The organism is Bacteroides sp. AF29-11 (assembly GCF_003602895.1).
In the GTDB taxonomy this organism is placed as follows: Bacteria; Bacteroidota; Bacteroidia; order Bacteroidales; family Bacteroidaceae; genus Bacteroides; species Bacteroides uniformis.
Genome location: NZ_QTLY01000012.1, coordinates 1 through 21,940, shown reverse-complemented (window position 1 = coordinate 21,940; position 21,940 = coordinate 1). Strand labels below are relative to the sequence as shown.

Here is a 21,940-nt window from a genome sequence, read left to right as displayed (position 1 = left end):
AATGCATTCTCGGCATTCACCAAATGGCAGCCGATGCCCATGCGCAAACTGAGCCCGACCGTACTGAAGAGATTCGAAAACTACCTCAGGCAGAGGAACTGCAGTTGGAACACCGTATCCACCTACATCAAGACGGTACGCTCGGTGTATCATCGGGCGGTGGACAGAAAGTACATACGGTATGTACCCAGACTGTTCGAGCATGTATATACCGGCACACGGGCGGACAGGAAGAAGGCGCTCGAGGCATCCGACATCAGCAGCCTGGTAAGGGAGACGGAAAGGAGCCTGCAAGGAGGGACGCTCCCAAACACACAGCAGAGAACAAGGATTTTCTTCGTACTCATGTTCATGCTCAGGGGCATACCCTTCGTAGACCTGGCGTACCTGCACAAAAGGGACCTGCAGGGGAATGTGCTGTCTTACAGAAGGCGGAAGACAGGACGGGCGCTGACCGTGTCACTCACACCCGAAGCCATGCAGATGGTCAGGATGGTGGCGAACAGGAACCCCGACTCCCCCTATCTGTTTCCCATCCTGCAGAGCGAGGAAGGCACGGAAGCCGCATACCGGGAATACCAGTCGGCACTCAGGGGATTCAACCAGCGGCTGGCAGTACTCAGGCAGTGCCTGGGAATGCAGTCGGCACTCAGTACCTATGCAGCCAGACACACCTGGGCCACAATGGCTTACCATTGCGAGATACACCCCGGAATCATATCGGAAGCCATGGGGCACTCCTCCATCACGGTGACGGAAACCTATCTGAAGCCTTTTAGCAACAGAAAGATTGACGAGGCCAATCAAAGGGTAATTTCTTTTGTAAGAAGCGGAGCGTGTACAGTATAAAAGACGTTACTTCTTTTGATAGGATAGAATAGATTTGTTGCGCATTTTCTGGAGTCTTCAAAATGAGTTTTGAGGAACGGAATGGTGTTGTCTTTACGGAGCTCACATCGGCTCTATCAATATGCTGTTATTCAATCTTTTAAACTTAAACACACACATTCCCACTTTTTGAAGGCCTCATTTCATCACTTTCCCACTGTCACTTTTCTGGACTTCCAATCCTCTTTCCAATATCCTAACGGGTTGATTTTTACTATTCTGAACAAAATCAGCCTATTCCCTCCTTATTCCCTGATTATTAATGGAATTAACAAGATTTCATTACCTGCGAAGTAACGGAATACTTAGTAACAAAACAAGTATGCGAAAGGGGTTCAAAATGAGAGATTATTCACTTTTTATTTTTTTAAATTTATAAATTTAAAGTTTTCAATTATGAACAAAAAGTTTCTAAGTGTGATCCTGTTCAGCGCCTTAATGGTGGGCACTGCAGGAACGTTCACGTCTTGTAAGGACTATGATGACGACATCAAGGACTTGCAGGGACAAGTTGACGGCTTGGCTGGAGACGTTAAAAAGCTACAAGGCGATTTGACGACTTTAGGTACTACAGTCGACAACTTAACTTACGTGAAGGATGCAAAAATTGAGAACGGCAAACTAGTTGTCGTTGACAAAAATGGTAATCCACATTCGTATGACATTCCGGCAGGTGTAACCTATACATTGTCTGTTTCTAAGGATGGGGACGAAGTTACAATCTCTTTGAAGGGCAGTGACGGTAGCACGTCAGATGTAAAAATTGATATGCCTAAAGGGTTTGATGCTACTCTGCTCTCCATAGATAAGGATGGCAATATATTGTACGATGATGAAAAAACTGGTGGAAAGATTGACTTGCCCACAGTTCCTACTCTTACTATGGAGATTTTGGACGAAGACGGTGTCAAATTGGGTTATATTATAAAATATGGTAGCGCTACTCCTATCAATCTGCGAATTTCAGATGTGTTGCCTATCACAAGCTTCGAATATATTCCAGAATCTATTCTGCAAGGTTGGGGTGAACGCGTAATTGTATTCCACAAGGATAGCTATAAACCGGTAGAAATTAAAAATGATGTAGTTGTTGCACTTGCAAAAACAAATTATTTGCCGAATCAAGCAGCACCTCAATTCCATGTAAATCCTTCTTCTGCTACACAAGAACAAATTACTAAAACAGATGTACTAGATAAGACCGTTACAATGACCAAAGGTGTGAACGCGGGTCTTGTTACTTGGAAAAACACTGTTATTGAAGGAGGATTGGCTACTGTGACTTTGGAAGCCAACCCGAATTTGTTTGCTAATTCTAGTTTGACTGAAGATAATGAAAAACCCGAACTGAACGAAATAGCTCTTCAGTTTACAACCAAAGCGGGAAACAAGGTTACTACAGAATATGTAGGTGTTGTAAACCGTACAGAGGAATTGAAACTTGTTTTAGCTGATAAAGAGGTAACTAGTGAAAATGCAAAGGATGATAAGTGCCATTTTGCAACGAATTTAGCTGCTGCCGAAGAACAAAAAGCAAAGATTGGAGTAGACAATAAGCCTGCTGCTGACAACAATCATTTGGTACAAAATGTTGTTTATGATGATGCGGTTTCTGAGCAAGGTATTGATTTGAAGACTTTGGTTACAACTTGTAATATTGCCGGTTCTCAACATAAATTCTTCAATTATGCCAATTATGCCGATACATATGAACTGACATTTGAGGCAGTGGAATATAAGGTGAACAATACTCCGCAAGAAAATTATATGACTTTGGAAGATGGTATTTTCCATGCAAAGAATTATGGCGGTGTAGACAAGAGCGCTATCGGTAAGTCTCCTATTGTATTGGCTAAGTTGACAGACAAAACTAACAACAACGAGTTGGTTGCAGCTGCATGGATTAAACTGCTGATTGTTGCAGGTGAAGTTCCTGCCGAAATTGAGGACGACTATGTAGCAGAAAAGAAAGAGGTGACAAATCTGGGATGCAACAGTGCAGGTTGGACGTACGAGACTGAAGACGAGTTCATGAGTGCACAGGTTTATAACTTCAAGAACAATGCTAACTTGGAAGCATTGAGCAAACAGCAATGGCATCATATCTATGCATTTAATCAAGATGCTACTAATGAATATGCTGAAGAACAGGTAGGTAAATGGGCGATAACTGCAACTAAGTACGATGGGAATAATGAAGCTAACCAAGTAGTAACATTCAAGCTTACAACAACTCCGCTTGAAGCGAAATCTTATGTAGGCTATGCCGTATTTACCAAGACAACAGAAACTACTAAGCTGGATGCCGTTGCCAACAGCCGTACATATCCTGAAAATGTGGTTATCAAGTATGTTGTTGAAGTGAAAGATATCGACTTTACTGCTCATACTCCACAAGGATCCACCGCAGGTGCTAAGATTGCAGAATACTGGTCAACCTTCAAGGGAAAATCGGCTATTGACATTTACTGTGCAACTCCGGATGATGCAGGTACAACATCGAAGGCTGTTATTGAACAAGACCTGTTGAGCAATTTCTATGGACGTACTGTAGCTCTGGTATATAACAAGGAAGATGCAGAAGAAAAATATCCATCATTTGCTCATGAAAATATGACTGTTAAGTTTGTATTCTCTGCAGAAAACAACGGACGTGTCGTGAAGGGTAATGACGGTAAGAATTATAAATTGTTTGTAAGTGCCGACGGTACTCAAATTCATGCTCTTGAAGTATTGGCAAATGGTACCACAACTCTTGCTTCTGATGAAAATGTAATTGCAACTCTCAGCGGAGATGAAATTGATGACAATGGTACTGATACTGATGCATCGGATGATGTGACTGCTGAAAATATCAAGATTTCCTACAAGAACAATGCCGTAGCCAAGGCTGTACTTAACTGGGCTGCACGTGATACGGATGAAATGTTGTATGCTACTATTGATATGCAGTATTACAATGGTTGTGACCAGTATGTTCCCGTAACCGATGGTACATTCAATGCCAAATTTATCCGTCCGGTTAATGTCTCCGGAAATAAAGGCAAGTACTTCGAGGATGGCAACAATGAAGGCAAGAGTGTATTGAACTTAGGCGACCTGGTTGTATTGAAAGACTGGCGTCTGGATGTAAGCAATGGTTTGAATGAGTTCTCTACGCACTTGAATTACTACAAGTACTACAACGTAACAGCTATCAAGTTAGCTGAAGACAAAGACATCCTGACTAATTTGAATAACAGTGAAACATTTGTTCCTATCGAAGAAGTATTTGGTAAAACTGGTGCAGAAACGTTGTTGACATTTGATTCTGAATCACAAACATACGAGAATGTTCCTACAGAAGTTCCAAACTTTGGTACTGTGACCTACAACAATAAGGATGTGAAAGTTCACTCTTCCTTCTACCTGCGTATTCCTATTGAAGTTGTTTACGTATGGGGTAGTGTGATAGAAGAAATCGATGTAGAAGTTAAGCCTACTCTCTAACATAGAGAAAACTGTACTTCTAGAAGTACTCTAATTGAAAAGGGGATATGTTGATAATCAGCATATCCCCTTTTTACACTTCTGAAATTTGCCCCTTCATTTTCATTCGGCTATCCTATTCTCAGCATAAAAAATGCCCCCGTTCATTTCATTCTCCCTCCACTTTCCACTATCTTTGTCCCCACGATGAAAAAGTTTGCCGACGTCATATTGCCTTTGCCCTTGCACAGCTGCTTCACCTACTCCCTGCCCGACGAGTGGGCGGATGAAGTGCAGACCGGTTGCCGGGTGGTAGTACCATTCGGGCGGAAGAAATATTATACAGCCATCGTGCGCAACGTGCACTATTGTGCCCCCACCGGATACGAAGTAAAGGAAGTGTCTGCTTTGCTGGATGCCTGCCCGATACTGCTTCCGCGGCAGTTCAAGTTCTGGGAATGGCTCTCTGATTACTATCTCTGCACGCAAGGAGACGTCTACAAAGCCGCCTTACCCTCTGGCTTGAAGCTGGAAAGCGAAACAATCGTAGAGTACAACCCCGATTTCGAGTGCGACGTCCGCCTGCCGGAGAAGGAGCAGAAGATACTGGATATGCTCTCTGCCGACCCGGAGCAATGCGTGACGAAACTGGAGAAGGAGACCGGCATCAAGAACATACTTTCTGTCATCAAGTCACTGCTCGACAAAGAGGCCATCTTCGTAAAGGAAGAATTGCGCCGTACCTATAAGCCCAAGACCGAAACCCGTGTACGCCTCACCGCCGCCGCCCGCAACGAACACCGCCTGCACATCTTCTTCGACGAGTTGCAGCGCCGTGCCCCCAAGCAACTGGACCTGCTGATGAAGTACCTGGAACTCTCCGGCTACCTCAGCGGACGAGATATAAAAGAAGTCTCCAAAGCCGAACTGCTGCAACGCACCTCCGCCACCCCTGCCGTATTCAACGGTCTTATAGACCGTGGTGTATTCGAAGTTTATCAGCAGGAAATAGGCCGCATAGATAAAGCGCTTCTCAAAGAAGTCGTCCCCGTCAATCCGCTGAACGAACACCAGCAACGCGCCTATCACGCCATCTTGGAGAATTTCCAAAGCAAGAACGTCTGCCTGCTGCACGGCATCACGGCAAGCGGCAAGACAGAAGTCTATATTCATCTGATAGAAGAAACCATCCGGCAAGGAAAGCAAGTGCTCTATCTCCTGCCCGAAATAGCCCTCACTGCACAAATCACAGAGCGCCTGCAACGCGTATTCGGCTCCCGACTGGGCATCTATCACTCCAAGTTCCCCGATGCCGAACGGGTAGAAATCTGGCAGAAGCAGCTGTCGGAAGCAGACTATGACATTATTCTCGGCGTCCGCTCCTCCGTCTTTCTTCCTTTCCGCAACCTCGGTCTTGTGATTGTGGACGAGGAGCACGAAAACACCTATAAGCAGCAAGACCCTGCTCCCCGCTATCATGCCCGCAATGCAGCCATTGTACTCGCCTCCATGTATGGCGCCAAAACTCTGTTGGGCACGGCAACCCCTTCCGTAGAGACCTGGCACAACGCCACTACCGGTAAGTATGGCCTCGTGGAACTAAAAGAACGCTATAAAGAGATACAACTGCCGGAGATTATCCCCGTGGACATCAAGGAGCTGCACCGCAAGAAGATGATGAACAGTCCCTTCTCTCCGCTGCTCCTGCAATACATCCGCGAAGCGCTGGAACAGAAAGAACAAGTCATCCTCTTCCAGAACCGCCGCGGCTTCGCCCCCATGATAGAGTGCAACACCTGCGGCTGGGTACCCAAGTGCAAGAACTGCGACGTCAGCCTCACCTACCATAAGGGGCTGAACCAACTGACCTGCCACTACTGTGGCTACACCTACCAACTGCCCCGCATCTGCCCCGCCTGCGAGGGCACTGACCTGCGCAACCGCGGCTTCGGCACGGAAAAAATAGAAGATGACATCAAAGCCCTCTTCCCCGACGCCCGCGTAGCCCGTATGGACTTGGACACCACCCGCACCCGTACCGCCTACGAGCGCATCATCTCCGATTTCCAGCAAGGCAAGACGGACATCCTGATAGGCACGCAAATGGTGTCCAAGGGTCTGGACTTCGACCACGTCAGCATTGTGGGCATACTCAATGCCGACACCATGCTGAACTATCCCGACTTCCGCGCCTACGAGCGCGCCTTCCAGCTGATGGCGCAGGTTGCCGGACGCGCCGGACGGAAGAACAAGCGCGGCAGGGTGGTGCTACAAACCAAAAGCATCGACCATCCCATCATCCCGCAAGTCATTGCCAACGACTACGAAGCCATGGTAGGCGGGCAGCTTGCCGAACGCCAGATGTTCCACTACCCGCCCTACTACCGCCTGGTGTATGTCTACCTGAAGAACCGGAACGAGACCCTGCTCGACCTCATGGCGCAGACTATGGCCGCCAAGCTCCGCACCGTCTTCGGCAACCGGGTACTGGGACCGGACAAGCCGCCCATAGCACGCGTACAGACCCTGTTCATCCGAAAGATTATCTTGAAGATAGAAACCAATGCCCCAATGGCACGTGCCCGCGAGCTGCTCGTCCAGGTGCAAAAGGAGATGGTGGCGGAAGACCGCTTCAAGTCGTTGATAGTGTATTATGATGTAGACCCGATGTAAATAACTCGTAACTAAAGAAATATGAAGAAGATACTTTTCGTTTGCCTCGGCAACATTTGCCGTTCCTCCTCGGCAGAGGGAGTCATGAAACATCTGATAGAAGAAGCCGGACGTGCGGATGAGTTTTTAATCGATTCTGCAGGCATTCTGTCCTATCACCAGGGCGAACTGCCGGACAGCCGGATGCGTGCCCATGCTGCCCGCCGTGGATACAATCTGACGCATCTTTCGCGACCCGTACGTACCGAGGATTTTTACAACTTCGACCTGATTATCGGTATGGACGACCGCAACATCGACGACCTGAAAGATCGTGCCCCTTCAACCGCCGAATGGAGCAAGATACACCGCATGACGGAATACTGTACAAAGTTTACCCATGCCGACCATGTACCGGACCCCTACTACGGCGGTTCCGAAGGTTTTGAGTATGTGCTGGACATTCTGGAAGATGCTTGTGCGGGGTTACTGCAGAGCATTTAATCCAGCGGCATTACATGATACAGTGTCCCCTGCCTTGACTTCTTGTTCGGTATTTCAAGCTTCTTGAGCGTCCGCCCGAATACGGCAACCTTGTTGATTGCCAGACGGTCACGCGTCTTTGTCTGTAAAGCGGAAAGAATCTGCATGGGCATCATCCATTGCCCCTCTTCATCCTTTTCTGCCGCACGGAAATGGCTGTGAAAGAGTTGTTCCAGTGGGGTGAGCTGTTCAAATTCCCGGTTCGTCCGCTTCAAGATGGCTTCATCGGCATCATCCAGCCAGTAGCGCTCACCTTTGGCTACGGCATTCAGAGCTTGTGCATAGAGCTGGCGGTAGGTGATGGTGACATTCGTATCGATGGGGCCGGTGACCTCAATGCAGATGAAACGGCGGCTGCCACTGGGGTCGGACAACAAGTCCTTCTGGTTGCTGGTGCCGATGAAGGAGGCATACCGCCGCATCTCACGGATGGTGCTGCCGTAGGGTTTGCGCAGGTTGGCAACCGGTTTCTGCAGCAGATGCTTCAGGAAGCCCTGCTGGTTGATGTTGATTTGATCGAACTCATCGATGTTGACGAGCAGAAAGCGTCCCAGGCTGCGCTCCGCTTCCTGCCTACTCTTGAAGTCGATGCTGTCCGTATAGCCGAAACGCAGCTCCGGTGGCAGCAAAATGCGGCAAAAGGTGGATTTCCGGAACCCTTGAGAACCGACAAGCAGAGGAGAAGTATTGTTTCCGTGTTGCCGGTCCATTCCACGCCAGTGTGCCACCATGCCCAGGAACCAGCGGTAGAACAGCTCCCGCCAATGAGGATTGTGGCACGGGACGAGGTCGGCCAATGCCCGGATGCGGTCTTTCCCATCCCAGCGGCCGGTGTCGTAAAGGTATTCTTCGACGGGATTATAGAGCGGTACATAGTCTGAAGTTAGGAAACGGTTGATGTCGCGGTCCCATACGCGGATACCCTCCTTCAGGGCATTCATGGAGACCGTACTGCGGGCACGCTGGTCAGCAGGCTTGAAATAGAAATGGACGGAGTCGCGCTGACGGTATTCCAAATCATCCAGAACGGTGTTATAGCGAAACTCATACCGGCGGTCCATAAACTCTTCCAGCCGGAAAGCGCTCTCCTGCTCTTGCGTCAGACTGCTCTTTTTCCCGAAGCCTTTAAGCTCTTGGTATAGGTTATGAATCGTTTGACGGACAATGAATTCATCCGCTTCCCGGTAATAGTGCATCAATGTCTGGCGGACTACTTCCTCTTCGGGGATGCCTGCCTTGAAACAATGTTCGGCCAGAGGCACCAGCAGTATCCGTAAATCTCCGTCTCGTTTCCAGCCGTCCAATTCGCGGAATGCACGGTCAAGGGCCGATTCGAAAAGTATGGCGAAGGTGTCCGAGGCTTTACTGTCCGGATGCAGCCGCAACAGCGGGTTCTTTTCTGCGAGTTTTCGTTGCCGGAAGTTCTCCTCTTCGGGCATGCTGAGGGGCTGTTCCAGGCAGAAAGGCACAGCGGCAGGATTGTAGTAAGGATATCCGTCCAGAGTCATGCGGCAACTCTGGGTAAGGGAAGGTTCTTTCAATGTAATGGCAAACGGCAGCAAGGGCTGGTAGCACTTCACCGCCATACGGTAGGCGTGGGCATGAAACAAGGTGGCATCGCTCTCCCGCTTCGGCGTCGTGCCGTCGGGCAGGGCAAACAATACCCATATCTTGGCACTCCGTCCGCTGGAACCGCAGAAAGCGGCAAAGGTCTGTGGCAGCAGGGCGGCTTGTTGCTTTACATATTCCGCTTCGGCAATGCCCGACAGACGGTTTACTTCCAGTTGTACGAGTCCGTTATAGTTCTTCATCCGCCGTTCCCCCTCTTGTGTACGGCTATATTCCACGGCAGGGTAGATGCGGGGCAGCTTGTCTATATGTTCGTATTGGGCACAAGTGCCCTCCAGTTGAGGAAGGATGGTCCGGAGGGTCGACACATGTCCGGCTTTGGTTTCGGTTTTCAGTTTTTTAATCAGTGCATCCGCTTCCAGGGTGCTGAGGGCTTCCTTTCCGCTCCCTTTTTCTGCTCTAATCAAGGTAATTTTCATTCTGTTTGTCAGCTTGTTTGGGTAAATATAATTCTCGTAAAGATACGACATCAGAAGGCAGAAAACAAGTATTCAGCAGAATAATTATTAAATAAATGCCTGCTTCCACAAACTATACAGCGTGGTGTCGGAAACCTTTGGATTTCTTTTTTAAAACATAGGCATTCCTTTGCTTTTCTCCCTTTGTTTGTCTACTTTTGTATAGGGAATAGATGACGCCTAACGACCATGAACAACTCTGCTTACGGCCATGAAGCAATCGCTTGACGACCGTAAGCAGAGTTGTTCATGGCCGTTAGGCGTCTCTCTTTCCATAGCTTTTACGGATGAAGTACGCCCCCCGCACCTATTCCGCATAGGGCGCAAACTTATTATATAACAACTTAAAAGACATTGAACTATGGCAATTTTATTTGATTGGTATGAGCTTCCGGAACCAAAAGACAAACAGCGGGAAGAAAAGATACTTCATCCACGCATCCGCTTGAACGGCTCTACCACTACCGACGAACTGCGTCGCAGAATTCAGGAACGCAGCTCGTTGACGGAGACTGATGTCTCGGCGGTACTGGATGCCTTGTCGCACGTCATGGGGGAAGACCTCGCCGAGGGGCGGCAGGTACATCTGGACGGTATCGGCTATTTTCATCCCGTACTGACGAGCACGGAGCCGGTGACCGCTGCGACCAAACGAAAAACCACCAAGATTAAGCTGAAGGGCATCAAGTTTCGTGCCGACCAGGTGCTGAAGAATGAGATAGGTGCCATCAAAGTTAAACCGCTGGGGCTGAATGAGCATTCCCAAAAGCTGAGTGACAAGGAGATTGACAGGCGACTGACGGGCTACTTCTCTACGCATCAGTTCCTTACGCGCAGTGATTTTCAGAGCCTCTGCGGAATGATGCGCTCTACTGCACAGCTTCATATTCGCCTGCTTCGTAGCGAAGGCAAGCTCGAGAATGCAGGAAAACTGAACCAACCGATTTATGTACCTTGCACGGGGTATTATGGTAGAGACGAGTAGGTTACGGTAAAACTATAGCGTTTTGAGTAGGTGGAAGCAAAATTTGCTTCCACCTTTTTTTGTTGCTTCCACAGCAGTTCAAGTGCCGATGGATAGGGGGATGCAGGAGGTGGGTGGAAGTGTGGAAGCAAAGTGGGGAGAAAAAAATCTAGAGAGTGATGAGAGGCGCGGAAATCATTCTATATACTTCACCTCTTCACCTAAGGCATCATGGTTCATTTCGCGTATACTGCGATAAAGCTTACCATTTTTCAAATAATAATAATTCTGATAACCAGCAAACTCTATGTTGGCATAGGTTTCATTGTTACGATCTTTGCTTATTTTCCAAGAACTTTCGTAAATCATAGAATCTTTGAAAGTTATGATTGATGTAGAATCTGGACGAAGCTCAAACTTTATGCCGTTGGCAGTAGTGAATATACCGACAAAATCATGTTCTTTTTCGTTGTTGTCACATCCGGTTAGTAGCAGTATTCCCAACAATATTCCTATAATGACTGTTTGTTTCATATTTTTAGTTGTTATATTATAAAAAAGAGTGCTTCAATCGGATGAAGCACTCTCTCTTGTCTGTTTACTTTATTGGCATCTCTTTTCAGAGTTGTCTCTTATCTTCCTGCGGGAGTACCGGCATTTTCATTTACGTGGATTTTGAATTCCTGAGTGAAAGTCTTCCACTTATAACCGAACTTGATAGGAACATAGATTTCATAATCCCAGTTTACAGGAGTACCACTGTGGTTGTAGTAAGTCAGTGTTTCCTTACCAGTTGTTGCATCTACGTTGTAAACTACAGTTGTGTTGGCAGGAAGGCTACCTTCCTTGTAACCAGCCACAGGCTGCAAATTGCCGTCTACCAGTTTCAGGTTAGTCTTAACTTGATCAGTCATCCAGTTGCTCGGAGTACATTCGTAGAATTTGAACAGTTCTTTTTGCAGAGCTGTTGCATTGGGAGCCTCAGAAGCAGTGTAGAAATTACCGTTTTCGTCTGCATTCCAGCAAGTGTAAGTATAAGCACCTGTTACATCTACAGAGCTACCGTTAACAACAGCATCAGTTACTTCTCCTTCTTCCTTATTCACTGTGATAGTCATCGGTTCAATGATGTTGGCATCATAAGCCTTGATAACTTCAGTATGGGCAGCCGGATGTCCCGGAGTTGCATCACCATAGCAAAGGTCTGCAACCAATTTGACAGGAACAATCTGGCCTACCAAAGCTTTGGCAGCTTCTGTCGGTTTGGTGTCTTTTCCGAAATTGGATGCTGCATCCGGATCAGCTTCTTGCAATTTGATGTTATAAGTCTTGTGACCTTTCAGAGGATTATTTGCATTTGTACAGAGGTTGTCCTTATAATTGTCAATTGTTGCAGCCAATTCACCTGCAATGTACAATTTTGTGTTGTCGGCACTCAATGTAACAGCACCATCCTTGAATGTCTTGCTGGCAACATCAAAGTACTTATAAGTTTTACCAGCCAACTGTTCAGCATCGAATTCAAAACGTACACCTTCTGCTTCAAATGTAGGAGAATAAGGATTCTTCACATTCGCAACGTTCTTATCCTGGAAGTACAGGTATTCCCATGCACCAGTAGCAGGTTTTACACCGTCTTTGTTCAAGAAACCGTTCACTAAGTCAGTGTAGATATTTACGGTCGGATTATTGTTAGTCTTATCGCCAGTCAATACGTGTCCAGTGGTTTCATTCCATGCAGGATTCCATTCCACAGCACCATAAACTACCGGGTTCACATTGAATACAGTGTTGTTGGTGTTTTTCTTCCAATAACGATTGTCATATCCATATCCACCGAATGTAGGTTTGTAGATAGTACGTGTCAATGTAATCTTCAATGCAGGATATGCCTTTGTCGGATCTTTCCAGAAGAATGTTTTAGTGAATACCATATCTTCGTGATTCTTCCATTCTGGATATTTCTTCACGATGTCAGCGTGAGTCAAAGTCCACTCAATGTTGTAAGATTCAACGCCGTCTTCTGTATTCTTAATAAGTTTAACTGTACCATAATCTACTCCATTTTGTGCGTCGAAACCTTCGTCAGTGTAAATGGCGTGGAATTCCTGTTTGGTCATACCACCTTCTTTTGCACCGTTGTAGATAACTTCGTTCATGGCTACAGTACCAATTCTATCTGCGAAATTGCCACATTTGAATATGGTATCATCGTATGTGAAACCGATTTCACGCATACCTTCTTCTTTCACCCATTTCACCTTGATGTAACGCATTGCTACCAAAGCATTGTTTACAGTATCCACCAGCTCTACACGTACCAACGGTTCGCGGCCTACTGCAGTGGCAGATACACCGTCAAGGCTATAGACCTTTGAAGTCATGTGACCATTCATAGGAGAGTCGATTTCTGCAAATTTCTGCTGATCAGTCTTGTTGCTGTTATTCTCCGGACCACCTAAAGTGATATATTCTTCAGTAGCCTTGTAGAAACGGAATGTCAGACCGTAGTCTTTGTATGCCTTCAACTCTGCATGTTGTTTATGGTCTTCTGCACCGATTTCCGTTGTACAAACCTCAACCAATTTCTTCAGGTCAAGGACTTTGTCATACTGTGCATAAACGTCAATCATGTTGTTAGCTTGTGATTCGTATGCACAAATAGAGTCGTGGTAGTGTACGTAGAATCTGCCTTCGCCATCGGTCTGAACTTCGTCAGCAAATTTGCCGGTCATAGTTTCGCCGTACTTCGTACGTGCATTAGCGATATAAGGAGCTACTTTTGTTTCGTGCAGACGAACATATTCAGAGTTTACATAAACTTGAGTGCCATTTTCCTTAAGGGCTTTAGCTTCATCAGCAGTCAAGTTTTCCTTAGCGATAGGAGCCTTTAGAGAAGCCATGTAGAAAGTTTCTTTTCCACTTGCATGACCGCCTGCTTCATTGATGGATTCGGCAACAGTCTTCTTGAATTGTACTGTCAATACATTGTCTTCTATTTTATAGCCAGTTGGCTGGATAGGAGAGTTCTCCGAAATCGTTGCGCCAGCTTTGGTGAGGATGTTTTCAGATTTGATGCAATCGAAAGAAGGCATATAGATATCCTCTGTACGTACACCCATATTGGGGCTAACGTGGAAGTAAGCCTCATTTTTGTCTGTAGATACCGTGTATGGATTAGCACCAGCTTTATTAACGTGGTCAAGTACAGGAGTTTTGGAATGTGCGGTAAACGTTCCTTCAGAATCTTCGTCAGTTTGAGGACCATCTGTATGTTTTGCCATTGCCTTGTACTCTTGTGGAGTATACTGTAGAGTAGTCAATGTAATAGCAGCAATACCATTGATATGACTTGTAGGAATTACAGCCAGACTAGTCAAACGATGTCCGATAATAGACATAACTTGAGCGCTCAATGCATCAACCTCAGCAGCCAAGTCTTTTAGTTTTTCGTCTGTAACAAAGCCGCCTTCCAATTCTTCTTTCAAGTCGTTGATTTTAGTCTCAACTGCCTCCAAAGAAGCCAACTTCTCAATTTGCTTTTCCAGTTCTTTCTTCAAAGCAGTCAAATCTGCCTCGGATACTCCGCCTTCTGTCGAATTAGCCTTGTCCAAAGCTTCCTGAGCTTTGTTCTTGGCCTCGTTTGCGGCACTTTTGGCTTCATCTACAGCCGTCTGCAACGTAGTAACTTTTGCATTCAGGTCATCAAGTGAAGCTTTCTTGTCCAGTTGTTCCTGCAAGTCCTTGATGTCATCATCATAATCCTTACAAGACGTGAACGTACCTGCAGTACCCAACATCAAGGCACTGAACAGGGTCACACTTAGAAACTTCTTGTTCATAATTGAAAACTTTAAATTTATAAATTTAAAAAAATAAAAAGTGAATAATCTCTCATTTCGAATCCCTTCCACATAGCTGTCTGTCATGTGATTTTTTCCGTTACTTCGCAGGTAATGAAATCTTGTTAATTTCGTTAATAATCAGGGAATAAGGAGAAAATAGACCGGTTTTGTTTGGAATAGTAAAAAACAGTCCGTTGGGATATTGGAAAGAGGATTGGAAGTCCAGAAAGATGACAGTGGGAAAGGGATGAAATGAGGCTCTCAAAGAATAAAAGTATGTATTTTTCAGTTCAAAAGGTTGAATGACAGTCCATTGATAGCACCAATGGGAGCTCCGTAAAGACAACACCATTCCGTTCCTCAAAACTCATTTTGAAGACTCCAGAAAATGCGCAACAAATCTATTCTATCCTATCAAAAGAAGTAACGTCTTTTATACTGTACACGCTCCGCTTCTTACAAAAGAAATTACCCTCTGGTTGGCCTCGTCAATCTTTCTGTTGCTGAAAGGCTTCAGATAGGTTTCCGTCACCGTGATGGAGGAGTGCCCCATGGCTTCCGATATGATTCCGGGATGTATCTCGCAGTGATAAGCCATTGTGGCCCAAGTATGTCTCGCCGCATAACTACTGAGTGCCGACTGCATTCCCAAGCACTGCCTGAGTACTGCCAGCCGCTGGTTGAATGCCCTGAGTGCCGACTGGTATTCCCGGTATGCGGCTTCCGACCCTTCCTCACTTTGTAATATGGGGAATAAATAAGGAGAGTCCTTGTCCTTGTTTGCTATTATTCTCACCATCTGCATGGCTTCGGGTGTGAGTGATACGGTCAGCGCCCGTCCCGTCTTCCGTCGTCTGTACGATAGTATATTTCCCTGCAGGTCCCTTTTGTGCAGGTACGCCAGGTCCACGAAGGGTATGCCCCTGAGCATGAACATGAGTACGAAGAAAATCCTTGTTCTCTGCTGTGTGTTTGGGAGCGTCCCTCCTTGCAGGCTCCTTTCCGTCTCCCTTACCAGGCTGCTGATGTCGGATGCCTCGAGCGCCTTCTTCCTGTCCGCCCGTGTGCCGGTATATACATGCTCGAACAGTCTGGGTACATACCGTATGTACTTTCTGTCCACCGCCCGATGATACACCGAGCGTACCGTCTTGATGTAGGTGGATACGGTGTTCCAACTGCAGTTCCTCTGCCTGAGGAAGTTTTCGAATCTCTTCAGTACGGTCGGGCTCAACTTGCGCATGGGCATCGGCTGCCATTTGGTGAATGCCGATAATGCATTCACCGCTGACTGGTAGATGTGTGCCGTCCCCCACCTGCCGCCTTCCCGGAGTTCCTTGATGACTGAGGAGAACATCTCTTGTAAGGTAATTTCATTTCTATTCATTTCCAATTTATTTATAAAAGGTTTATCTTACAAGTATATACAATTATAGCTGCAAATACAATGATTTCATATTCCTCATTTTTTGCAATATCAAGTGATTATTGCTGCAAGAGAAAAATGTTTAAGTCATGATAGGGATTGGATGAAGAAGGGAATAAGTAAGAGAAAAACGCTCAGGTATGTATTTCGCAGTACTTGGTATGGTACGAAGATTTAGGAGAAGAATATGCGTTGGAAGTAAAAAAGAATATAAATTATAGAAATAGATGGCATGTGATAAACAAGACTTCATTGTATTAGAATTCCAGTTTTTCTAATATCACAATAAAGAGGATTGTCCATATCTTCTGTAAGTAGGACTGGCTCTATAAGGTTACTTATCTTGCGTCTAAGTTTCCACAATAGAGGAGTATCTTTAAAATAATCGTCATCCAGGCGTTCTACTATCACAGCAATATCTATATCGCTGTCTGCTCTATAATTTCCTTTACTGTACGAACCATAAAGATAAAGGGCCTTTAATGGTAACTTCTCCGCTACCATTTCCTTATAGCGTTTGGCAAGGTTTATAGCTTGTTCTTTATCCATAATTGCAACTCTTTAGTTTGGCTCAAAAGTTCAGCACAGTATTTAAGCTCTTCATTAATCTTTCTTTATAAGAGGGGTAACGGGCTTCTATATTAAGAGGTTCAAGCTTGTCTATAAAGTCTAACTGCTCCTCCGACAATTGCTTGTCCAATCCCGTTCTCTCCGCAAGTCTGGATAGTGAATGTATCTTTAGAGGAACTTCCATTAAGCAATTAGTCCAATATGCTTTGAGAATTTTCTCTATTGTTTGATGGCACATGAACCGACATAGAGATAACGGCCTGTAAGCAGCATTGCATTCGCTGTTTCCAAATCATAATCTGACATCTCAATCCAATAAGGTTACTTTACTATCCATATTTCGAGTCTTTAGAACAAAGATAGTTATTATCCTTCAAACAACAATGATTTGCTACAACATTTTATCCGTTGGAACCATATTGAAGGTATTTACTTTAGTCTTATAATTATATTTTGCAAAGCCTGCTGCATTTCTACTCATTTCTAAATTGTTTATAGAATGAATATAAGATTCAAGAAAGAAACCATTAAAGCTTATTCCTTTGCAACCAAAGTTGGAAGAACTGATCATATACCTGGTAAATGCCTTTATCATACGTAATAAAGTCTTTTTCCAGTAGTCCTTTTACAGCTGAAGAGACAGAACTGGCAGATTGCAACTTGTATTTACGTACAAAGTCACCGCTTGAGATAGCCTTAGCTTTTCCCTCTGCTGCTATTGCCATAAACACAATACGTTGCTTTTCGGGCATCTGATATAATAAGGCATCATAGGTATCGGCAGAAAAATCCAGAAGGTCGTTAATGGCAGTATCTATCATTGAGGGAATACATATTTCTCCAGTTCCGGTCATGGAAAATAAAATGTTCATAACCTTCTGCATATACGAAGTTATACCATTGAAGCGCTCATATAGCTCTGTTACCACTAATGTATCCAAGTGTTTGCTTGCTCGCTCAAAGTGCCTAAGGCAGAACTCCGCGTATTTATCAACAGAAATGGGAGGCAGGTTTATCAGTGTAACCGATTGGTAGAATGGACGTGCCGGAGAAGTAAACATTGCCCCCATCAGATGCCTATGGGACCCGGAGAAGACAAAGTGGGCATTGGAACAGCGTTGTATATGTGTCCGTAGTGCCGCTTCTATGTTGGGATCGTCTGCATATTTGGTTATTTGCTGGAATTCATCAATGGCGATTAGGCAAGGCTTCCCGGCATTATTCAGATAGGAGAATATCTCATCCAATGTTGCAGAGGGATTAGTTATAGCTCCCAGACCGATTCCCCAGGTAGGCTGTCCATTCATGTCGAATGTTATTTCGGAACGAAGGGAGGCCAGTACATTCAAGAAGGTACCCCATACGGATTTTCCTTTTGGACGTAGTTCATCCAGTACAGCCTTGCCGAAAACATTCACAAAATCGCGTACAGAGCTTGTGGCATAAATATCGATGATGAAAGTGTGGTAATGCTCCTTGATTTCCGGCTGTCCAAAACAATGCCGCAGCAAGTCTGTTTTGCCTAATCTGCGTGGGGAAATCAATGCAATGTTGTTCTCATTCGTCAAAAGTGAGACAATTTTAGCCGTTTCTTTCTCTCTGTCACAGAAATATTCCGGTGATACATAGCCGTTCGTAACAAATGGATTTTTCATATGATTATTGAGTTTACACGCAAATATAAGGAAAATATTACGATAATCATAAGATGATAATCATAAAACGATTATTATTGGAAATGTGTGGTTGACTATCATATGAAATGGCTATTCTTTTCCTCATCCAAAGAATAGAGGAATAGTAATAGCCATTTTCTGTTTTAATCTTGATATTCAATTTCTTCACCAAGAGCTTGACGTATCATATTATGTTCATTGCGATAGAGTTTACCATTACGCAGATAATAATAGTTAAAGTAACCGGCAAACTCAATAGTGGCATACTTTAGTGTATCTCCTTGATTATAGACTTTCCATGTACCCTCGTACGAACTGGAATCATCATATTGAATCAGGGTGGTGGAGTCGGCTCGAAGGTCGAATTGGATACCGGTTTCAGTAACGAATTTGCCTGGAAAAGGATGTGTAGCTGCTGACTTCTTACATGAAGAAAAGCAGATGAGTGAAACTGACACAGTCAAAATGAATAGTATTTTCTTCATATCTGATATTTATAAATGAAAGATTGAAAAAAAGGACGCCCTGCAAGAGGACGTCCCTTTTATTAAATTATATCAAGAATCTCTTCTTAATTATTTGGCACTCGGTGTACCGGCAGCCTTCTTAACGATGACTTTCAGGTTATCCTTGCTCAATACACCCCACTTGTAGTTGACATTTACAGTCAGGAACATGTTGTAGTCAACGTTAACCGGAGTACCATGGTTGTTGAAGTATGCCAAGTGAGTCGGGTCAGCTTTAGCTTCTGTAGCAGTAGACTTAGCTTTTGTCTCATCCCAGTTCATCATCTTCAATGAAGCATTGGTCGGCAACTTACCGTCAGTAGTACCCTCCTTATGCTCATAAGTGCTGGTTGCAGCATTCCAAGCCAAGCTGGTAGTGGTCTTATCAGTCAAGAACTTAACTTCACGCACAGCATAGTAGTCATACAAAGCATGTGCATAAACTTCATCACCAGTGGCCTTGTCAGCTACAGCAGCAGCTACCGGCTTATTATTCCAGTCAGTGAATGTGAAGTTCTTGGCAACGCTCAAGAAGCTACCGTCAATTTCAGCATCAACGAAGTTGTCGCTGATAGAACCGTCAATAGTCAACGGGTTGATGAAGTGTACCTCAAATTCTTGAACTGGAATAACATTGAAGTCATTGTATGCAACAACTAGCTGTACAGGAACTTCCTTGCCAATCAACTTGAGGGCGGCATCAGTACCGTTCCAGTTATCTTTTTCGTGGAGACGGATGATACTGGAGCATTCATTTACGTTATTACCTAATGTTTCATCATAATTCCAAGGCAAGTTCTTCTTGTTTTCTGTAGCATCAGCACCCATCAGGTTATTGATAGTGGCAGCCAAATCATTAGATTGTTTGTAATCCATAATATCTGCATCCGTTCTACCGATGTTGTTGTTGTCACTCTTGTCTTTGTCTTCTGCTGTACCTTCAGTCTTATACCACAATTGAGTTTTGTCATCGCTTGTGACAAAGTCTTTCAAATGCGGATAAGTAGTCAAGTCTTTCATGCGTGTTTCGTCAAAGATAAACTTAACCTCTGCACACTCACGAATATACTGGATGAATTGAGCCAAGTTGGCCGGTTTTTCTTTGGTCGGTTCGTATACGAAGCCATTAACCAAGTCAGCTTCGATGTGGCTATAGTCTTTCAGCGCACAACCGTCAGTAATACCCGGATATACATGCGGGTCTTTCTGTGTTCCACCGTCATTTGCAGTAGTGTAAACAATCGGATTCACATTGAAGACACCTTCGCCCTTACCATTCTTCCAGAATGTACCTTGGTATGCAAACTTCTGTGCAGGAACAACGATTGTCTGTTTGAATGTCTGCTTGATATCACCATTCAAACCAGCTTCGTCAATGTACTTAACGTCGATTTCGAATGTAGAAGCATAAGTCTTGGTAGATTCATTGTAAGCCAATGTACCAACAGTCTTCGGGTTCATAGCCCAAACTAAGTTGTAAGATGTATTGTCTTTAGCATCTTGCAAGAAACCGAATACAAGTTCTTGGGTATTCTTGATGGCTTCACCGCCGTCTTTACCAACTTTATTTGCTCCTTCTTCCCAATCTTTCTCAGCATTGGTAGACCACTTTGTGCTGAGTTCAATCTTCTTACCATCTTTTCTAAGTTCAAGGATTTCGATGTTTTTGTAGATGCTATGGAACTGAGTCTTACTCATACTCTGTCCACCATCGAACTTAACCATGTGGTAAATCTTCTCATTCATTTCCTTAGAGAATAGCTGCTGGAACATGTCATGACAAGTTACAGTGTCGTTCGGGAATGTGACAGCAGCAATAGTCTGATCCTTTTCACCAGTCCAACGGATCTTGATGTAGCGAACTGCAATCATGTTACCATTGTTCTTGTCCCACAATTCAGCACGAATGATAGGTTCGCGACCGATGGAAGTCTTGGAATATTCTGTATCTCCCAACTCTACGTCGTAAACTTCAGACTTCAGCGTATAACCATCAGACAAGATACGACCGAATTCCTGCTCGTCTGTCTTACGGTCACCCTGCAGATACTTGGCTTTTGCCAAAGCAAAACGGAACTCCAGACCATAGTCGGCATAGTTCGTCAATTCCTTGTGAGAAGCGTGTTGTTTGTCAGTATAAGTATAGCATACAGTAACCAGTGTTCTCAAGTCGAGTGGGCTGTCATATGACTGCTTAACATCAACCAATTGTTCGTTGCCTGATTTATACAAGCAGAGGGAGTCATGATAGTGAACGTATTTACCATCCTGCATTTCGTCTGCAAAATCAGTCGTGAAGTTCTTCGTGAAGTCAATCTTCTTGTTAGCCAAATAAGGATATACAGTAGATTCTTCGATACGGCTGTATTCAGAATTTACAAATACGTCTTTACCAGCCTCTTTCTCAGCATCTGTCAGGTTCTTGTCAGCAATAGGAGTCTTCAGAGAAGCCATCCAGAACTTTTCAAGTTTACCATCACCGTGAGCGCTACCGGTTGTGCCGATGCTCTTGCCTACATAATCTGCATTCTTCTTATAAAGAACAGTCATTACACCGTCTTTTACATCGTAGTCTACAACTTCGAGAGGCTTGTTCTGAGAAAGTTCAGGAGCAGCCTTCGTTACGTTCTGAGAGGTAAAGCATTCAAACATAGGAAGCTTAACATCTTCTTTCATTACACCGATGCTCGGGCTAATCTTGTAGCTTACCTCATTCTTTTCGGTAGAAATGCTGAGTGCCTTGGCTCCACTTACAGAAACGTGGTCCAAAACGGGACGAGTGGCATGGTTCTTCGGGTTCGCATCATTTTGATGACCTGTTACAGCAGCATAAACCTGCGGTGTATACGTCAGTGTCAGCAGTTCAATTGAAGGAATGCCGTTGATGTGCGTAGTTGGAATCAGCGTAAGGCTGGTCAATCGGTGACCAATCAAAGCCATAACTTTAACACTCAGAGTTTCGACTTCCGTAGCCAATTTCTTCAAATCAGCTTCAGAAATAAACTCACTTGCCAGACTCTCCTTCAGTTCTTTGATCTTAGTGTCAACAACCTCTAAAGATGCCAGTTTTTCCATTTCTTTTTCCAAAGCATCTTGCAATTTCTCTAAATCAGCTTCAGATACTCCACCTTCACTTGAACCAGCCTTATCCAGAGCTTCTTGAGCTTTGGCTTTGGCTTCGTTTGCGGCAGTTTTGGCTTCATCTACGGCTGTCTGCAAAGTAGCAACTTTTGCATTCAGGTCATCAAGTGAAGCTTTTTTGTCCAGTTGTCCTTGCAAGTCCTTGATGTCGTCATCATAGTCCTTACAAGACGT

The 21,940-nt window shown here is 44.8% G+C and carries 14 protein-coding genes; 5 read left to right on the top strand and 9 right to left on the bottom strand.

The annotated features are described in order from the left end of the window. The 4 genes from DWZ03_RS18615 to DWZ03_RS18595 form a co-directional block, all read left to right on the top strand. Positions 1-849: tyrosine-type recombinase/integrase (locus DWZ03_RS18615; RefSeq protein WP_243634975.1), on the top strand; the 849-nt coding region annotated here is incomplete at its 5' end. A gap of 435 nt (positions 850-1,284) precedes the next feature. Further along, positions 1,285-4,377 (top strand): hypothetical protein, encoded by a 3,093-nt coding sequence (locus DWZ03_RS18605; protein WP_120130522.1) that lies wholly within the window; start codon positions 1,285-1,287, stop codon positions 4,375-4,377. 186 nt (positions 4,378-4,563) lie between these two features. Then, complete coding sequence (gene priA / locus DWZ03_RS18600; RefSeq protein WP_120130521.1) at positions 4,564-7,029, top strand: primosomal protein N'; 2,466 nt, start codon at positions 4,564-4,566, stop codon at positions 7,027-7,029. Positions 7,030-7,050: 21 nt separating this feature from the next. Further along, on the top strand, positions 7,051-7,512 hold the full coding sequence (locus DWZ03_RS18595; protein ID WP_005833576.1) for a low molecular weight protein-tyrosine-phosphatase: 462 nt from the start codon (positions 7,051-7,053) through the stop codon (positions 7,510-7,512). Here the strand turns inward: DWZ03_RS18595 and DWZ03_RS18590 are convergent. After that, entirely contained in the window at positions 7,509-9,599 is a 2,091-nt protein-coding gene (locus tag DWZ03_RS18590) for a BT4734/BF3469 family protein (protein WP_120130537.1), read from the bottom strand. The genes DWZ03_RS18595 and DWZ03_RS18590 overlap by 4 nt on opposite strands. 400 nt (positions 9,600-9,999) lie before the next feature. Between DWZ03_RS18590 and DWZ03_RS18585 the strand changes: the two genes are divergently transcribed. Then, positions 10,000-10,623 carry an HU family DNA-binding protein gene (locus DWZ03_RS18585; protein ID WP_044468236.1) on the top strand — a complete coding sequence of 208 codons (624 nt, stop codon included), beginning with the start codon at positions 10,000-10,002 and terminating at the stop codon, positions 10,621-10,623. A gap of 174 nt (positions 10,624-10,797) precedes the next feature. Here DWZ03_RS18585 and DWZ03_RS18575 read toward each other — a convergent pair whose 3' ends face one another. From DWZ03_RS18575 to DWZ03_RS18535, 8 genes are all read right to left on the bottom strand, one after another. Beyond that, positions 10,798-11,136: a hypothetical protein gene (locus DWZ03_RS18575; RefSeq protein ID WP_016272010.1), complete on the bottom strand. Its 339-nt coding sequence runs from the start codon at positions 11,134-11,136 to the stop codon at positions 10,798-10,800. A gap of 98 nt (positions 11,137-11,234) precedes the next feature. Further along, positions 11,235-14,444, bottom strand: a complete 3,210-nt coding sequence (locus tag DWZ03_RS18570; RefSeq protein ID WP_057087554.1) for a hypothetical protein — start codon at positions 14,442-14,444, stop codon at positions 11,235-11,237. Between the two features lie 436 nt (positions 14,445-14,880). Then, entirely contained in the window at positions 14,881-15,834 is a 954-nt protein-coding gene (locus DWZ03_RS18560) for a tyrosine-type recombinase/integrase (protein ID WP_120130520.1), read from the bottom strand. A 288-nt stretch (positions 15,835-16,122) separates the two neighbouring features. Then, a complete protein-coding gene (locus DWZ03_RS18555; protein ID WP_008661919.1) occupies positions 16,123-16,422 on the bottom strand; it encodes a nucleotidyltransferase domain-containing protein in 300 nt (99 codons plus the stop codon). A gap of 22 nt (positions 16,423-16,444) precedes the next feature. Continuing rightward, on the bottom strand, positions 16,445-16,681 hold the full coding sequence (locus DWZ03_RS18550; protein WP_243633647.1) for a HEPN domain-containing protein: 237 nt from the start codon (positions 16,679-16,681) through the stop codon (positions 16,445-16,447). A gap of 289 nt (positions 16,682-16,970) precedes the next feature. After that, positions 16,971-18,098 carry an AAA family ATPase gene (locus tag DWZ03_RS18545; RefSeq protein WP_005825750.1) on the bottom strand — a complete coding sequence of 376 codons (1,128 nt, stop codon included), beginning with the start codon at positions 18,096-18,098 and terminating at the stop codon, positions 16,971-16,973. Between the two features lie 164 nt (positions 18,099-18,262). Further along, positions 18,263-18,604: a hypothetical protein gene (locus DWZ03_RS18540; RefSeq protein ID WP_005825747.1), complete on the bottom strand. Its 342-nt coding sequence runs from the start codon at positions 18,602-18,604 to the stop codon at positions 18,263-18,265. A 90-nt stretch (positions 18,605-18,694) separates the two neighbouring features. Beyond that, positions 18,695-21,940 (bottom strand): hypothetical protein (locus DWZ03_RS18535; RefSeq protein WP_120130519.1); only part of this gene is annotated, 3,246 nt, incomplete at its 5' end.